The 16545-nt window shown below is 72.0% G+C and carries 12 protein-coding genes; 11 read left to right on the top strand and 1 reads right to left on the bottom strand.

What is annotated here, in order from left to right; genetic code table 11:
- Positions 1-86 precede the first annotated feature (86 nt).
- The 11 genes from ACWDRB_RS23830 to ACWDRB_RS23780 all read left to right on the top strand — a co-directional run bounded on the left by ACWDRB_RS23830 (position 87) and on the right by ACWDRB_RS23780 (position 15607).
- Positions 87-1547: an aldehyde dehydrogenase family protein gene (locus ACWDRB_RS23830; RefSeq protein WP_449896918.1), complete on the top strand. Its 1461-nt coding sequence runs from the start codon at positions 87-89 to the stop codon at positions 1545-1547.
- Between the two features lie 24 nt (positions 1548-1571).
- A complete protein-coding gene (locus ACWDRB_RS23825) occupies positions 1572-2630 on the top strand; it encodes a quaternary amine ABC transporter ATP-binding protein (protein WP_449896916.1) in 1059 nt (352 codons plus the stop codon).
- Positions 2630-4627, top strand: a complete 1998-nt coding sequence (locus tag ACWDRB_RS23820) for an ABC transporter permease (RefSeq protein ID WP_449896914.1) — start codon at positions 2630-2632, stop codon at positions 4625-4627. Before ACWDRB_RS23825 ends, ACWDRB_RS23820 begins: the two co-directional genes overlap by 1 nt.
- A 30-nt stretch (positions 4628-4657) precedes the next feature.
- Entirely contained in the window at positions 4658-5629 is a 972-nt protein-coding gene (locus ACWDRB_RS23815) for an ABC transporter substrate-binding protein (protein WP_449896977.1), read from the top strand.
- 185 nt (positions 5630-5814) lie between these two features.
- Positions 5815-8217, top strand: coding sequence for a GcvT family protein (locus tag ACWDRB_RS23810; RefSeq protein ID WP_449896912.1), 2403 nt, complete (start codon positions 5815-5817; stop codon positions 8215-8217).
- 14 nt (positions 8218-8231) lie between these two features.
- A complete protein-coding gene (gene glyA, locus ACWDRB_RS23805) occupies positions 8232-9488 on the top strand; it encodes a serine hydroxymethyltransferase (protein ID WP_449896910.1) in 1257 nt (418 codons plus the stop codon).
- Positions 9485-10696, top strand: coding sequence for a sarcosine oxidase subunit beta family protein (locus ACWDRB_RS23800; RefSeq protein ID WP_449896908.1), 1212 nt, complete (start codon positions 9485-9487; stop codon positions 10694-10696). The genes glyA and ACWDRB_RS23800 overlap by 4 nt, the downstream gene beginning before the upstream one ends.
- A 10-nt stretch (positions 10697-10706) precedes the next feature.
- Positions 10707-10955, top strand: a complete 249-nt coding sequence (locus ACWDRB_RS23795) for a sarcosine oxidase subunit delta (protein WP_319708365.1) — start codon at positions 10707-10709, stop codon at positions 10953-10955.
- A complete protein-coding gene (locus ACWDRB_RS23790; RefSeq protein WP_449896905.1) occupies positions 10952-13702 on the top strand; it encodes a 2Fe-2S iron-sulfur cluster-binding protein in 2751 nt (916 codons plus the stop codon). The genes ACWDRB_RS23795 and ACWDRB_RS23790 overlap by 4 nt, the downstream gene beginning before the upstream one ends.
- Complete coding sequence (locus ACWDRB_RS23785) at positions 13695-14234, top strand: sarcosine oxidase subunit gamma (protein ID WP_449896903.1); 540 nt, start codon at positions 13695-13697, stop codon at positions 14232-14234. The genes ACWDRB_RS23790 and ACWDRB_RS23785 overlap by 8 nt, the downstream gene beginning before the upstream one ends.
- Entirely contained in the window at positions 14231-15607 is a 1377-nt protein-coding gene (locus ACWDRB_RS23780) for an L-serine ammonia-lyase (protein ID WP_449896901.1), read from the top strand. Before ACWDRB_RS23785 ends, ACWDRB_RS23780 begins: the two co-directional genes overlap by 4 nt.
- On the opposite strand, the gene ACWDRB_RS23775 is transcribed toward ACWDRB_RS23780, so the two are convergent.
- The gene (locus ACWDRB_RS23775) at positions 15594-16424 is read right to left on the bottom strand and encodes a helix-turn-helix transcriptional regulator (protein WP_449896899.1); all 831 of its coding nucleotides are present in this window, start codon (positions 16422-16424) and stop codon (positions 15594-15596) included. The two genes, ACWDRB_RS23780 and ACWDRB_RS23775, sit on opposite strands and share 14 nt — an antisense overlap.
- Between the last annotated feature and the right edge of the window lie 121 nt (positions 16425-16545).

Genomic DNA, 16545 nt, shown 5'->3' with positions numbered 1-16545 from the left:
AACCCTTGACGAACACTCCGAGACGAGTCAATCCTGTTCCTCATTAAGCAGCGCCTTGCGCGATACGCAACTATCGAGGTGTGCCGATGACCGAGCTCTACATCGCGGGCGAGTGGACCAGGCCACTCGCCGGTGGTCAGCGGCGCATCCACTCGCCCGCCGACGGCAGCCTCGTGGCCACCGTGGCCGAGGGGACCGCCGCGGACACCGAGGCGGCGATCGCCGCGGCCAGGCGCGCCTTCGACGGCGGCCCCTGGCCCGCGACACCGGCCCGCGAGCGTGGCGCGCTGCTGTACAAGGTAGCCGACCTGCTGGAACGCGACCGCCAGACCTTCGCCCGCGCCGAGTCGGGCGACACCGGCAAGCGCCTGGTGGAGAGCGAGTACGACATCGACGACTGCGTGGCCAGTCTGCGCTACTTCGCCGGCGTCGCCGGCACCGACGCGGGCCGGGTCGTCGACACCGGCCGCGACGACGCGATCAGCCGCATCGTGCACGAGCCGATCGGCGTCTGCGGCCTCATCACGCCGTGGAACTACCCCCTGCTCCAGACCACGTGGAAGGTCGCCCCGGCGCTCGCCGCGGGCAACACGTTCGTGCTCAAGCCGAGCGAGCTGACCCCCAGCACGGCCATCCTGCTGATGCGCGCGCTGGCCGAGGCCGGGCTGCCGGATGGGGTGGCCAACCTCGTGCTCGGCGCCGGCCCGGAGGTCGGCGCGCCGCTGGCCGAGCACCCGGACGTGGACATGGTCTCCTTCACCGGCGGCCTGGCCACCGGGCGGCGCGTCATGGCCGCCGCCGCGGCCACCGTGAAGCGGGTGGCGCTGGAGCTGGGCGGCAAGAACCCCAACATCGTCTTCGCCGACACCGATTTCGACACGGCCGTCGACTTCGCGCTCACCGCGGTGTTCCTGCACTCCGGCCAGGTCTGCTCGGCCGGCGCGCGCCTGCTGGTGGAGGACTCCCTGCACGACGCGTTCGTGGACGAGGTCGTACGGCGGGCCGAGCTGATCCGCCTGGGCGGCCCCTTCGACCCGCACGCCGACACCGGCCCGCTCATCTCCGCCGCGCACCTGGCCAAGGTCGAGGAGTACGTGGCGGCGGGCCTGGCCGAGGGGGCCGTGCTGCGCTGCGGCGGCCGCCGCCTCGACGGGCCCGGACACTTCTACCGGCCCACCGTCCTGGACGAGTGCAAGCAGGACATGCGCGTCGTGCGCGAGGAGTCCTTCGGCCCCGTCCTGACCGTCGAGCGCTTCACGACCGAGGACGAGGCGGTCCGCCTCGCCAACGACACCGAGTACGGCCTGGCCGGCGCGGTCTGGACCCAGGACGCCGGCAGGGCGCAGCGGGTCGCGGGCCGGCTGCGGCACGGCACGGTGTGGATCAACGACTACCACCCCTACGTGCCGCAGGCCGAGTGGGGTGGCTTCAAGCAGTCCGGCAACGGCCGCGAGCTGGGCCCGACCGGCCTGGACGAGTACCGCGAGATCAAGCACGTCTGGCAGAACATCCGACCGCGCCCACAGCGGTGGTTCCCAGAGAACTGACGCTCCGACGACGAAGAGGTGGTCATGACCGTCCCGTCACTGACCGAAAGCACACCGCTCAACACCGAGGCACCCCCCATTCTCGACGTCCGAGGCCTGTGGAAGGTGTTCGGCCCCAAGGCCGGCCGCGTGGTCGGCAGCACCCTGAGCCGCACGGAGCTCAAGGAGCAGACCGGCTGCGTCGCCGCGGTCCGCGACGTCTCCTTCTCGGTCCGGCGGGGCGAGGTGTTCGTCGTCATGGGCCTGTCCGGCTCGGGCAAGTCCACCCTGGTGCGCTGCCTGACCCGGCTGATCGAGCCCACGGCGGGCGAGATCGTGCTGGACGGCGAGGACATCCGCGCCGCCGACGCCCGCAAGCTGCGCGAGCTGCGCAGGCACCGGATGGCGATGGTCTTCCAGCACTTCGGGCTGCTGCCGCACCGGTGCGTGCTGGAGAACGTGGCCTTCGGGCTGGAGATCCGGGGCGCCCCCAAGAAGGAGCGCTACGAGCGGGCCCGCGAGGTGCTCGGGCTGGTCGGGCTGACCGGCTTCGAGAACTCCTACCCCGACCAGCTCTCCGGCGGCATGCAGCAGCGCGTCGGCCTGGCCCGCGCGCTCGCGGCCGACCCCGAGGTGCTGCTGTTCGACGAGCCGTTCTCCGCGCTGGACCCGCTGATCAGGCGCGAGATGCAGAACGAGGTCATCCGCCTGCACCACGAGGTGGGCAAGACGATGATCTTCATCACCCACGACCTGAGCGAGGCGCTCAAGCTCGGCGACCGGATCCTCATCATGCGCGACGGCGAGCTGGTCCAGGTCGGCACGCCCGACGAGGTGGTGGGCGCGCCCGCCGACGAGTACGTGGCCAACTTCGTCAGCGACGTCCCGCGCTCGCACGTGCTGACCCTGTCGTGGATCATGCGCCCGCCGCTGGCGGGCGAGCCGCTCGACGGCCCGGAGCTCGGCCCCGACGTGGTCATCCGCGACGCTGTGCACACCGTGCTGTCTGCCGACCGCCCGGTGCGCGTGGCCGGGGACGACGGCCTGCTCGGCGTGGTCACCAGCGCGGAGATCCTCGAAGTGATCGCCGGAGGGCAGCACTGATGGCGGCCGTCACGGCGGTCGCCGCCAGGCTGCACAAGCTGCCCGACCGCAGGCTGCTGCTGGCCCTGGTCGTCGCGGCCTGGGTGGTGGGCTGGGCGGTGCTCGGCGGGCGCGACACCCAGCAGCTGGGCGGCGCCGAGCTGACCCCGCTGCACCGCGACCTCAGCCAGGCCATGGACGTCATCGACGACAGCCGCAACAGCAACCCGTTCTTCCTCTACTTCATCAACTACATCCGGCTCTTCCTGGACGACGCGGTGACCTTCGTCCAGGCGCTGATCAGCCAGCCGTCCTTCGGCCGCCCCCTGCCCGTGCTGGGCTGGCTCGGCGTGGTGGCGATCGCCACGGCCGTCGCCCTGCTGTACGGCAACAGGAAGGTGGCGGCGCTGACGGCCGCGGGCTTCCTGTCCTTCGGCCTGCTCGGCCTGTGGCAGGAGAGCATGGACACGCTCGCCCTCACGCTGACGGCGGTCGCGCTGTCGCTGGCCGTGGGCATCCCGCTCGGGATCTGGGCGGGGCTGAGCGACCGGTTCCTGCGGCTGGTCACGCCGGTGCTCGACTTCATGCAGACGATGCCGACGTTCGTCTACCTGGCGCCGCTGACGCTGTTCTTCCTCATCGGCCCGGCCAGCGCGACCGTGGCCACGATGATCTACGCGGTCCCGCCGGCCATCCGCATCACCGCGCACGGCATCCGGCAGGTCTCGCCGGAGACGATGGAGGCGGGCACGTCGCTCGGCGCCACGCCCCTGCAGGCGCTCAGGCACGTGCGGCTGCCGATGGCCAGGCAGACGATCATCGTGGGGATCAACCAGACCATCATGGCCGCGCTGTCCATGGCCACCATCGCGGCCCTGATCGACGCGCCCGGCCTGGGCAAGACCGTGCTCAAGGCGCTGCAGACGCTGGACGTCGGGACCGCCTTCAACGCCGGCCTGGCGATCGTGATCATGGCCGTGGTGCTCGACCGGGTGACCTCGGCCGCCAGCCGGCGGGTGGAGGACCAGCGCCGCGCGGGCCGGCTGCGTTCCGCGCGCCGGCGCCGCATCGAGGTGACGGCCGTGCTCGGGATCGCGGCGGTGCTGGCGTACCAGTCCTACACCTACCTCTGGGCCGCGGACTTCCCCATCGAGGCCAACATTGGCTCGTACGTGCGCAACGCCGCGGACACCGCCAGCGCCTGGGTGCAGGACAGCCTGGTGACCTACACCAACGCGCTGAAGAACGCGCTCACCAACGGGCTGCTCAACCCGTTCGAGGCCCTGCTGACCGGCTCGCCCTGGTGGCTGGTCTGCCTGGTGGCGGTCGCCGTGGCCCTGCTGGTGGGCAGCGCGCGGGCCGCGCTGGTCACCGCCATCGGGCTGCTGATGGTGCTGGCGCTCGGGCTCTGGCAGGACAGCATGGTGACGCTGGCCTCCACGCTGGTCGCGACCATCCTGGTGATGGCGCTCGGGGTGGTCGTCGGCGTGTGGATGGGCCGCAGCGACCGGGCCGACACCCTGCTGCGTCCCGTGCTCGACGCGGGGCAGACCATGCCCGCCTTCGTCTACCTGGTGCCCATCCTCGGCCTGTTCGGCCCGACGCGGTTCACCGCGATCATCGCGGCCGTGGTCTTCGCCGCGCCGGTGGCGATCAAGCTGGTGGCCGAGGGGATCAGGCGGGTCTCCCCCACCACGGTGGAGGCCGCGACCTCGGCGGGGGCGGGCACCTGGCAGCTGATCTCCAAGGTGCAGCTGCCGATGGCGCGCAGCGGCGTGACGCTGGCCGCGAGCCAGGGACTCATCTACGTGCTCTCGATGGTCGTCGTGGGCGGCCTGGTGGGCGCCGGGGCGCTCGGCTACGACGTGGTGGCCGGCTTCTCCCAGCACGAGCTCCGCGGGAAGGGGCTGGCCGCCGGGATCGCGATCGTCGTGCTCGGCATCGTGCTCGACCGCGTCATGCGCGCCGCCACGCAACGGGCCGACGCCGCCGCCCACGGAGGGCTTGCGAACAAATAAGGAACAGGAACACAGGAGGACCAAGTGGCGATGTCGAGAAGCGGCAGGATCAGGGCGCTCGCGCTCGTGACCGGCGGCGGCCTCCTGCTCAGCGCGTGCAGCGGAGCGAAGGTCGGCGAAACCCAGCAGGCCGCCGCGGGAGGCGGCAAGACGTGCGGCACGTTCAACCTCGCGGTCAACCCATGGGTGGGCTACGAGGCCAACGCCGCGGTGATCGCGCTCGTCGCGGAGAAGAACCTCGGGTGCAAGGTGGTGAAGAAGGACCTGAAGGAGGAGGTGTCCTGGCAGGGCTTCGCCACCGGAGAGGTTGACGCGGTCGTGGAGAACTGGGCCCACGACGACCTGAAGAAGAAGTACATCGACGAGCAGAAGGTCGCCGTCTCGGCGGGGCCGACCGGCAACAAGGGCGTCATCGGCTGGTTCGTGCCGCCGTGGATGGCCAAGAAATATCCCGACATCACCGACTCGAAGAACCTCAACAAGTACGCCTCGCTGTTCAAGACCTCCGAGTCCGAGGGCAAGGGCCAGCTGCTCGACGGCGACCCGTCCTTCGTCACCAACGACGCGGCGCTGGTCAAGAACCTCGACCTGGACTACAAGGTCGTCTACGCGGGCAGCGAGACCGCGCTCATCCAGGCCTTCCGGCAGGCGGAGAAGCAGCAGACGCCCCTCATCGGCTACTTCTACGACCCGCAGTGGTTCCTGTCCGAGGTGAAGCTGGTCAAGGTCGACCTGCCCGCGTACACCAAGGGGTGTGACGCCGACGCGGCCAAGGTGGCCTGCGACTACCCGCCGTACGAGCTGGACAAGATCGTGAGCAAGAAGTTCGCGGACTCGGGCAGCCCCGCCTACACCCTGGTCAAGAACTTCACCTGGACCAACGACGACCAGAACCTCGTGGCCAAGTACATCGCCGAGGACAAGATGACGCCCGAGGAGGCGGCCGCCAAGTGGGTCGCCGCCAACCCCGACAAGGTCAAGGCCTGGCTCCCCGCGACCTGACCGCTCCTCCGCCGTGCGCCCGGCCCGATCGTCCTGCCGCGATCGGGCCGGGCGTACGCGTGCGCCCACCGGCCGAAAGGCTGTACTGAATAAGACAGAACACCCCTTGACACCCGGAATGCGGCGAGCGACGCTTGTTGCGGAAAGCGCGTTTGGTTGCATATACCGCAACAACGGAGGTGGCTATGACGGGCCCGAGCGTGGTCATCATCGGCGCGGGCGTGGTCGGCGCGGCCTTGGCCGACGAGCTGTCCGCCCGAGGCTGGACCGACGTCACCGTCGTCGACCAGGGGGACGTGCCCGCCACCGGCGGCTCCTCCTCGCACGCCCCCGGCCTGGTCTTCCAGGTCAACGGGTCGAAGACGATGACCGAGATGGCCCGCTACACCGCGGAGAAGTTCGTCGAGCTCGACAGCTTCCTGCAGGTCGGCGGGCTCGAGGTGGCCACCAGCCCGCAGCGGCTGGCCGAACTGCATCGCAGGCACGGCTGGGCGGTCGCGTGGGGGCTCGAGGCCCACCTGCTCACGCCGCAGGAGTGCGCCGCCAAGCACTCGCTGCTGGACGAGGCCAAGGTGCTCGGCGGGCTCTACGTCCCGACGGACGGGCTGGCCAAGGCGGTCAAGGCGGTGGACGCCCAGCTGGCCAGGGCCCGGGAGCGCGGCGTGCGGGTGCTGCCCAGGCACGAGGTGCTCGACATCAGGACCCAGGACGGCAAGGTGTGCGCGGTGGTGACCGACCACGGCGACCTGCCCGCCCAGGTGGTCGTGTGCTGCGCCGGGATCTGGGGCCCGAAGGTGGCCCGCATGGCCGGCATGGAGCTGCCGCTCACCCCGCTGGCCCACCAGCTCGCCTGGACCGGGCAGGTGCCGGGGCTGGCCGGCCAGACCGAGGAGGCCACCCGGCCGATTCTCCGCCACCAGGACGCCGACCTGTACTACCGCGAGCGCTTCGACACGCTCGGCATCGGCTACTACGGCCACCGGCCGATGCCGATCACCGCCGACGAGATCCTCGCGGTGGACGAGGCGGAGGTGATGCCGTCGGTGCTCACCTTCACCCCCGACGACTTCGCCAAGGCCTGGGAGGAGACCCAGGCGCTGCTGCCCGACACGCAGAAGGCGGAGGTCGAGTCCGGCATCAACGGGCTGTTCTCCTTCACCACCGACCACCTGCCGCTGATGGGGCAGTCCCAGGACGTCGAGGGCTTCTGGGTGGCCGAGGCGGTCTGGGTCACCCACTCCGCGGGCGTCGGCCGGGCGATGGCCGAGTGGCTGGTCGACGGCCACTGCTCCTCGTTCGACCTGCACGAGTGCGACGTCAACCGGTTCGAGCCGCACCAGCTGGCGCCCGACTACGTGCGCGATCGCGGCTGCCAGAACTACGTCGAGGTCTACGACGTCATCCACCCGCTGCAGCCGATGGAGCACCCGCGCCCGCTGCGGCTGAGCCCCTTCCACCCGCGCCAGCAGGACCTGGGCGCCGTCTTCCTGGAGGCCTCAGGCTGGGAGCGCCCGCAGTGGTACGGCGCCAACGCGCCGCTGCTCGACGGGCGCGACCTCCCCACGCCCGGCCCGTGGGCCGCGCGGTACTGGTCGCCGATCGTCGGCGCCGAGGCGCAGGCCACCCGCGAGGCGGTCGCGCTGTACGACATGAGCGCGCTCAAGCGGCTGGAGGTCAGCGGCCCCGGCGCACTGGCGTTCCTGCAGCGGATCACCACCGGCGACGTCTACAAGTCGGTCGGCTCGGTGACGTACTGCCTGCTGCTCGACACCGACGGCGGCATCCGCAGCGACGTCACCGTGGCCCGGCTCGGCCCCGACCGCTTCCAGATGGGCGCCAACGGCAACCTGGACCTGGACTGGCTGGAGCGGCACCGCCCGGCCGACGTGTTCATCCGCGACGTCACCGCCGGCACCTGCTGCCTGGGCGTGTGGGGCCCGAGGGCCCGCGACCTGGTCCAGCCGCTGACCGGCATCGACCTGACCGCGCTGAAGTACTTCCGCGGCGCCCGCGGCTTCATCGGCAACGTGCCCGTCACCATGCTGCGCCTGTCCTACGTCGGCGAGCTCGGCTGGGAGATCTACACCACCGCCGACATGGGGCTCAAGCTCTGGGACACGCTCTGGTCCGCGGGGCAGGAGCACGGCGTGCTGGGCGGCGGCCGCGGCGCCTTCACCAGCCTGCGCCTGGAGAAGGGCTACCGCTCCTTCGGCACCGACATGACCTACGAGCACGACCCGTACGAGGCCGGCCTCGGCTTCGCCGTCAAGCTGGACAAGGGCGACTTCGTCGGCCGCCGGGCGCTGCTGGAGCGTAAGGAGTCGGTCCGCAGGAAGCTCACCTGCCTGCTGACCGAAGAGGTGGTCATGGGCAAGGAACCGGTCTACGACGGCGACCGGGCCGTCGGCTACGTCACCAGCGCCGCCTACGGCTACACCGTCGGCCGCGGCATCGCCTACGCCTGGCTGCCCGCCTCGCTCGCGAGCCCCGGCCAGGCCCTGCACATCGGCTACTTCGACCAGCGCGTCCCGGCCGTCGTGGCCGAGGAGCCGCTCTTCGACCCGGCGATGACCCGGCTGCGCGGTTAGGGAAAGGACCTCATATGATCGACACCCCGCTGGACGTGGTGGACCCCGAGGTCCACGCCCTGATCGGCGCCGAGCTCGCCAGGCAGCGCTCGACGCTGGAGATGATCGCCTCGGAGAACTTCGCGCCCGCTGCCGTGATGGCGGCCCAGGGCTCGGTGCTCACCAACAAGTACGCCGAGGGCTACCCCGGCAGGCGCTACTACGGCGGCTGCGAGCACGTGGACGTGATCGAGCAGATCGCCATCGACCGGATCAAGGCGCTGTTCGGCGCCGAGGCGGCCAACGTGCAGCCGCACTCGGGAGCCCAGGCCAACGCCGCGGCGATGGCCGCGCTGCTGGAGCCCGGCGACACCATCCTCGGCCTCGACCTGGCCCACGGCGGCCACCTGACGCACGGGATGCGCATCAACTTCTCCGGCCGCCTGTACAACGTGGTCGCCTACCACGTGCGCGAGAGCGACCACCTGGTGGACATGGACGAGGTCGAGCGCCTGGCCCGTGAACACCGTCCCCGGCTCATCATCGCCGGCTGGTCGGCCTACCCGCGGCAGCTGGACTTCGCGGCCTTCCGCCGGATCGCCGACGAGGTGGGCGCGTACCTGATGGTGGACATGGCGCACTTCGCCGGGCTGGTGGCCGCCGGGCTGCACCCCTCCCCCGTGCCGCACGCGCACATCACGACCACGACCACGCACAAGACGCTCGGCGGCCCGCGCGGCGGGGTGATCCTGTCCACGGAGGAGCTCGCCAAGAAGATCAACTCCTCGGTCTTCCCCGGCCAGCAGGGCGGCCCGCTGGAGCACGTGATCGCGGCCAAGGCGGTCTCCTTCAAGATCGCCGCTGGGGAAGCGTTCAGGGAGCGGCAGCTCCGCACGCTGGAGGGCGCCCGCATCCTGGCCGACCGGCTGCTGGCGCCCGACGCGGCGGCCGCGGGCGTGAAGGTGCTGACCGGCGGCACCGACGTGCACCTGGTCCTGGTCGACCTGCGCGAGTCCGAGCTGGACGGCAAGCAGGCCGAGGACCGGCTGCACGCGGCCGGGATCACGGTCAACCGCAACGCCGTGCCGTTCGACCCGCGACCGCCCATGGTCACCTCGGGCCTGCGGATCGGCACCCCGGCGCTGGCCACGCGCGGCTTCGAGGCGGCCGACTTCGCGGAGGTCTCCGACGTCATCGCCACCGCGCTGACTCCGGAGGCCGACCTGTCGTACCTGCGCGACCGGGTCGAGGTCCTGGCCGGCAAGCACCCGCTGTACGGAGAGGCGCGATGAACCTGCCCGAGCACCCCGAGTGGCTGTGGGGCACCGCCGAGCCCAGGCGCTCCTACGACGTCGTCATCGTCGGAGCCGGCGGGCACGGCCTGGCCACCGCCTACTACCTGGCCAAGAACCACGGCATCACCGACATCGCGGTCCTGGAGCGGGGGTGGCTGGCCGGCGGGAACATGGCGCGCAACACCACGATCATCCGCTCCAACTACCTGTGGGACGAGAGCGCGGGCATCTACGAGCACGCGCTCAAGCTGTGGGAGGGCCTGGAGGAGGAGCTCGGCTACGACCTGCTGTTCAGCCAGCGCGGCGTGCTCAACCTCGCGCACAGCCTGCAGGACGTGCGCGACAGCGTGCGCCGCGTCGAGGCCAACCGGCTCAACGGCGTCGACGCCGAGTGGCTGGACCCCGAGCAGGTCCGCGAGGTGTGCCCGATCGTGGACATCTCGCCCGGCGTGCGCTACCCGGTGCTCGGCGGCACCTTCCAGCCCCGCGCCGGCATCGCCAAGCACGACCACGTGGCCTGGGGGTACGCCCGCGCCGCGGCGGCCCTCGGCGTCGACTTCATCGAGCACTGCGAGGTCACCGGCCTGCAGGTGAGCGACGGCCGGGTCACCGGCGTGGAGACCACCCGGGGCCCGATCTCGGCCGGCCGGGTCGCGCTGTGCGCGGCGGGCCACACCTCGGTCGTGGCCAAGACCGCGGGGATCGACCTGCCGCTGCAGAGCCACCCGCTCCAGGCGCTGGTGTCCGAGCTGCTCGAACCCGTGCACCCGACGGTCGTCATGTCCAACGCCGTGCACGTCTACGTCAGCCAGGCGCACAAGGGCGAGCTGGTCATGGGCGCCGGCATCGACGCGGCCAACTCCTACCGGCAGCGCGGCGCCTTCCACATCATCGAGCGGCAGATGGCCGCCGCGCTGGAGCTGTTCCCGATCTTCGCCCGCGCGCACGTGCTGCGCACCTGGGGCGGCGTGGTGGACGTCTCGCCCGACGCCTCGCCGATCGTCGGCCTGACCCCGGTCCGGAACCTCTACCTCAACTGCGGCTGGGGCACCGGCGGCTTCAAGGCGACGCCCGGCGTGGGCTGGTGCTTCGCTCACACCGTGGCCAACGACGAGCCGCACCCGCTCAACGCCCCCTTCTCCCTTGACCGATTCACCACCGGGGCGCTCGTGGACGAGCACGGCGCCGCCGCGGTCGCGCACTGAGGAACGGCCGATGCTGCAGATCCCATGCCCCTGGTGCGGTCCTCGCGACGAGGCCGAGTTCCACTACGGCGGGCAGGCCCACGTCGCCTACCCCGCCGACCCGGCCGCGCTGTCGGACGAGGAGTGGGCGCGCTACCTGTTCTTCCGCGACAACCCCAAGGGCCCCTTCGCCGAGCGGTGGAGCCATGCGGCCGGCTGCCGCCGCTGGTTCAACCTGGTCCGCGACACCGCCACCAACGAGATCCTGGAGGCCCGATGAGGCTGTCCACCGGCGGGCTGATCGACCGCGGCGGCACGCTGCGCTTCCGCTTCGACGGCTGCGAGCTGACCGGCCATCCCGGCGACACCCTGGCCTCCGCGCTGCTGGCCAACGGCGTGCGCCAGGTCGCGACCAGCGTCAAGCTGGGCCGCCCGCGCGGCATCTTCGCCGCCGGCAGCGAGGAGCCCAACGCGGTCGTCCAGATCGAGCGGCCCTTCCCCGAGCCGATGCGGCCGGCCACCACGATCGAGCTGTACGACGGGCTCGTGGCGAGCAGCCTGCCCGGCCGGGGCCGCCTGGCGGCCGAGCCCGACCCGGCCCGTTACGACGCCGTGCACGCCCACTGCGACGTGCTGGTGGTCGGCGCCGGACCGGCGGGGCTGGCCGCCGCCCGGGCCGCGGCCGTGGACGGCGCCCGGGTGATCCTGGCCGACGAGCAGCCCCGTCCGGGCGGCAGCCTGCTGGGCACCACCGAGGACATTCCGGGCAGCCCGGCCGGGCAAGGCGGCCACGAGTGGGCGGCGGCGGTGACGGCCGGCCTGGAGCGCCTGCCGGACGTCACGGTGCTGCGCCGCACCACGGTCTTCGGCTACTACGACGACAACTACCTCATGGCCGTCGAGCGCCGCACGGAGCACCTCGGCGCGGCCGCCCCCGCCCACGTGGCCAGGGAGCGGATCTGGCGCATCCGGGCGGGCCGAGTCGTGCTGGCCACCGGCGCGCACGAGCGGCCCATCGCCTTCGCGGGCAACGACCTGCCCGGCGTGATGCTGGCCGGGGCCGCGCGCACGTACGCCGTCAGGTACGGCGTGCTGCCCGGGCGCCGGGCCGTGGTCTTCACCACGAACGACAGCGCCTACGAGGCCGCCTTCGACCTGGCGGACGCCGGCCTGGAGGTGGCCGCGATCGTGGACGTGCGCCCCTCCCCCGGGCCGCTGGCCGAGGCCCGGCGGCGCGGCATCGAGGTGCTGGCCGGGCAGGCGGTCGAGGCCGCCAGGGGCGCGGGCGAGGTCTCCTCCGTCCTGGCCGGCGGGATCGAGATCGAGGCCGACCTGGTGCTGGTGTCCGGCGGGTGGAACCCGGTGGTGCACCTGTTCAGCCAGGCGGGCGGGACGCTGCGCTACGACGAGGACCTGGCCGCGCTGGTGCCCGGCGTCTCGCGGCAGAAGGTCCGCGTGGCGGGGGCCGCCAGGGGCGTGTTCACGCTGGAAGGCTGCCTTGCCGACGGTGCCGGGGATGGCGGGCCAGTGCCCCTGGGGCCCGGGGGGACGCCGTACTGGCTGGTCCCCGCGGACGACCTCGGCGGGCACTTCGTGGACCTGCAGCGGGACGTCACCGCGGCCGACGTGCTGCGCGCCACCGGCGCGGGGCTGCGTTCGGTCGAGCACGTCAAGCGCTACACCACCGCCGGGACCGCGCACGACCAGGGCAAGACGTCGGGGCTGCTGACCTCGGCCGTGGTGGCCCATGCGCTGGGCGTGCCGGTGGGCGAGGTCGGGATCACCTCCTACCGGGCGCCGTACACGCCGGTGAGCTTCGCGGCGCTGGCCGGGCGCGACCGCGGCGCGCTGCACGACCCCGTCAGGGTGACGGCGCTGCACGAGTGGCACGCCGAGCACGGGGCGCTGTTCGAGAACGTCGGGCAGTGGCAGCGGCCGTGGTACTACCCGCGCGCGGGCGAAACCATGGAGGCGGCGGTGCTGCGCGAGTGCCGCGCCGCACGCGACGACGTGGCGGCGATGGACGCCTCCACGCTCGGCAAGATCGACGTGATCGGCCCGGACGCGGGCGAGTTCCTCGACAGGCTCTACACCAACCTGATGAGCTCGCTGGCCGTCGGCTCGATCCGGTACGGCGTGATGTGCCGGGCCGACGGCATGGTCTTCGACGACGGCACCGTCATCCGCCTGGCCGCCGACCACTTCCTGGTCACCACCACGACCGGCAACGCCGCCGCGGTGCTGGACTGGATGGAGGAGTGGCTGCAGACCGAGTGGCCGTCGTTGCGGGTGCACCTCACCTCGGTGACCGAGCAGTGGGCGACGGTCGCGCTGGTCGGGCCGCGCTCGCGCGAGGTGCTCGCGGCGCTGGCGCCCGAACTGGCGGTCTCGGCGGCCGACTTCCCGTTCATGACCTGGCGCGAGGCCGAGGTGGCCGGGATCCCCGCCCGGGTGTGCCGCATCAGCTTCTCCGGCGAGCTGGCCTACGAGATCAACGTGACCTCCTGGGACGGGCTCCGCCTGTGGACCGCGATCATGTTCGATGGCCGCGTCACCCCGTACGGCACCGAGACCATGCACGTGCTGCGGGCCGAGAAGGGCTACCCGATCGTCGGCCAGGACACCGACGGCACCGTCACACCACAGGATCTGGGCATGTCGTGGGTGGTGTCGAAGAAGAAGCCCGACTTCGTGGGCAAGCGCTCCCACGCCAGGGCCGACAGCTCGCGTCCCGACCGCAAGCAGCTCGTCGGGCTGCTGCCGGACGACCACGGCTTCCTGCTGCCGGAGGGCGCCCACCTGGTGGCCTCCGCCGAGCTGCCCGAGCCGCCGGTGCCCATGCTGGGGCATGTCACCTCCAGCTACCGCAGCGCGGCGCTCGGCCGTACGTTCGCGCTGGCCCTGCTCAAGGGCGGGCAGTCGCGCCACGGCGAGCGGCTCTACGCGCCCGTGGGCGACGCCATGGTGCCGGTGACCGTCACGTCTCACGTCCTGTACGACCCCGAAGGAGCGCGTCGCGATGGTTGAGCGCAGGAGTCCGGCCGGGGCGTTCGCCGGCCGTTTCGAGGCGGCCTCGCGCGGCGGGGCGCTGACGCTGCGGGAGATCCCCTTCCTCACCCACGTCAACGTGCGGGTGCCTTCCGGGACCGACCTCGGCGTCCCGCTGCCGGTCGAGCCGAACACCGCGGTGACCTCCGGCGAGATCACCGCGGCCTGGCTGGGGCCGGACGAGTGGCTGGTGATCGCCCCGCCCGGATACCGGCCCGAGCTGCTGCGCAAGGAGCTCGGCGAGCGGCGCGGCTCGATCGTGGACGTCTCGGCGCAGCGCACCACGCTGTTCGTCGGCGGGCCCAGGGCCCGCGACCTGCTCGCCCACGGCTGCGCGCTCGACCTGCATCCGCGCGTGTTCGGGCCGGGGCGATGCGCGCAGACCATGCTGGCGCGGGCGCAGGTCGTGCTCGTGCCCCGGGAGGACGGGTTCCTGGTGCTGGTGCGCTCGTCCTTCGCCGCCTACCTGGCGGAGTGGCTGCTGGACGCGGCGGCGGAGTACGTGACGTGAGCATCGGGGTCTTCGACCTGTTCAAGATCGGCATCGGGCCGTCCAGTTCGCACACGGGCGGGCCGATGGCGGCCGCGCACAGGTTCGTCCGGGGGCTGCGCCAGGACGGGCTGCTGGAGTCCGTCGCCCGGGTCGAGGCGATCCTGTACGGCTCGCTCGGGCTGACCGGCAAGGGCCACGGCAGCGACAAGGCCGTGCTGCTCGGCCTGTCCGGCGAGAAGCCGGAGCTGGTCAACGTGGACTCCGTCGACGCCCGGCTGCTCGCCATGCGGGAGTCGGGCACCGTGTCGCTCGCCGGCACGCACCCGGTGCCGTTCGTGGTCGGCGAGGACCTGGTCTTCGAACGCAGGATCTCGCTGCCCGGGCACCCCAACGGGATGCGCTTCACCGCCTTCGGCGCCGACGGCGGGGTCCTGCGGGAGAAGGTGTACTTCTCGGTCGGCGGCGGCTTCGTCGTCGACGAGACGGCCGCCGGGGCGGACCGCATCAAGGCGGACGACACGGTCCTGCCGTACCCGTTCACGACCGCGGAGGAGCTGCTCAAGCACTGCGCCAACACCGGGCTGTCGATCTCCGGGCTGATGCTGGAGAACGAGAAGGCCTTCGGCCGCACCGAGGCGGAGATCCGCGCGGGCATCCTGGAGCTGTGGCGGGTGATGACCGAGTGCGTCCGCCGCGGCATCACCTCCGAGGGCGTGCTGCCCGGCGGGCTCCGTGTGCGCCGCCGCGCGCATGGGCTGCACCGGCGCCTGCTGGCGGAGGCGCCGGAGAAGGACCCGCTGCACGCGATGGACTGGGTGTCGCTGTTCGCGCTGGCGGTCAACGAGGAGAACGCCGCCGGGGGCCGCATCGTCACCGCGCCCACCAACGGCGCCGCGGGCATCATCCCGGCGGTGCTCACCTACTACACGCGGTTCGTGCCCGGCGCCGGCGACGACGGGGTGGTGCGCTTCCTGCTGACGGCGGCGGCGATCGGCGTGCTGTTCAAGGAGAACGCCTCGATCTCCGGAGCGGAGGTGGGCTGCCAGGGCGAGGTGGGTTCGGCCTGCTCGATGGCCTCGGCCGGGCTGACCGAAGTGCTGGGCGGCACGCCGGAGCAGGTGGAGAACTCCGCCGAGATCGGCATCGAGCACAATCTGGGCCTGACCTGCGACCCGATCGGCGGCCTGGTCCAGATCCCATGCATCGAACGCAACGCGGTGGCCTCCGTCAAGGCGATCGCCGCCGCCCGCATCGCCCTGCGCGGCGACGGCCGCCACTTCGTCTCGCTGGACAAGGCCATCAAGACCATGCGTGACACCGGCCGCGACATGCTCGACAAGTACAAGGAGACCTCGCGCGGCGGCCTGGCCGTCAACGTCATCGAGTGCTGACGGAGCCGGCCAGCAGCCGCAGGTTCTCGGCCTGGGCGGAGCCGGGCGGGGCGTGGTAGACGGTCAGGGACTGCTCGGGGTCGTCGGGCAGCCGCAACGACTCGAAGGAGAGCGTGAGCTCGCCCAGCAGCGGGTGACGCAGGCGCCGGGTGCCGTGGTTGCTCTCCTTCACGTCGTGCCCGGCCCACAGCCGGCGGAACGTCTCGCTCTTCACCGACAGCTCGCCCACGAGCGTCAGCAGCCGCGGATCGTCGGGGTAACAGCCGGCGTACAGGCGCAGAGCGCCGACCACGTCGGCGGCCTTCGCCTCCCAGTCCGCGAACAGCCGCCGATGGCCGGGCTCCAGGAACACCAGCCGGGCCCAGTTGCGCTCCTGGGGCGGCAGCCGGTCCCAGTCGCCGAACAGGGCCGCCGCCATCGGGTTCCAGCCCAGGATGTCCGAACGCGGCCCGGTCACGTACGCCGGGACCCCCTCCAGGGAGGCCAGCATCTGCCCGAGCGCGGTGCGCACCTGCTGCAGCGGCGGCGGCCCGTACTTCCTGCGGTCCCGGCACTTGACCAGGCGGGTGAGGTGCTCGTGCTCGGTGTCGCTCAGCCGCAGAGCGCGCGTGATCGCCCCGATCACCTCGCCCGACACGTTGTTGCCCTTGCCCTGCTCCAGCCGGGTGAGGTAGGCGACGGACACGCCGGCGAGCTGGGCCAGCTCCTCGCGGCGCAGCCCTGGCACGCGCCGGTGCCGGCTGAAGACCGGCAGCCCGACGTCCTCCGGCCGCAGCCGCGCCCGCCGGCTGCGCAGGAATTCGCCGATCTCGCTCATAACCCCCGATAGTACGCACACGATAACGAACGAGGCTGACCCTGCCAGTAGTAGGAACAGCGGTCGTACGCGGAGCAGGGCTCTGGGCGATCCGCCCGGGCTGCGGCAGGCTCGATTCCCC

The sequence above is a fragment of the Nonomuraea sp. NPDC003707 genome (genome assembly GCF_053587055.1).
This window is presented reverse-complemented; position numbering and strand designations above follow the sequence as displayed.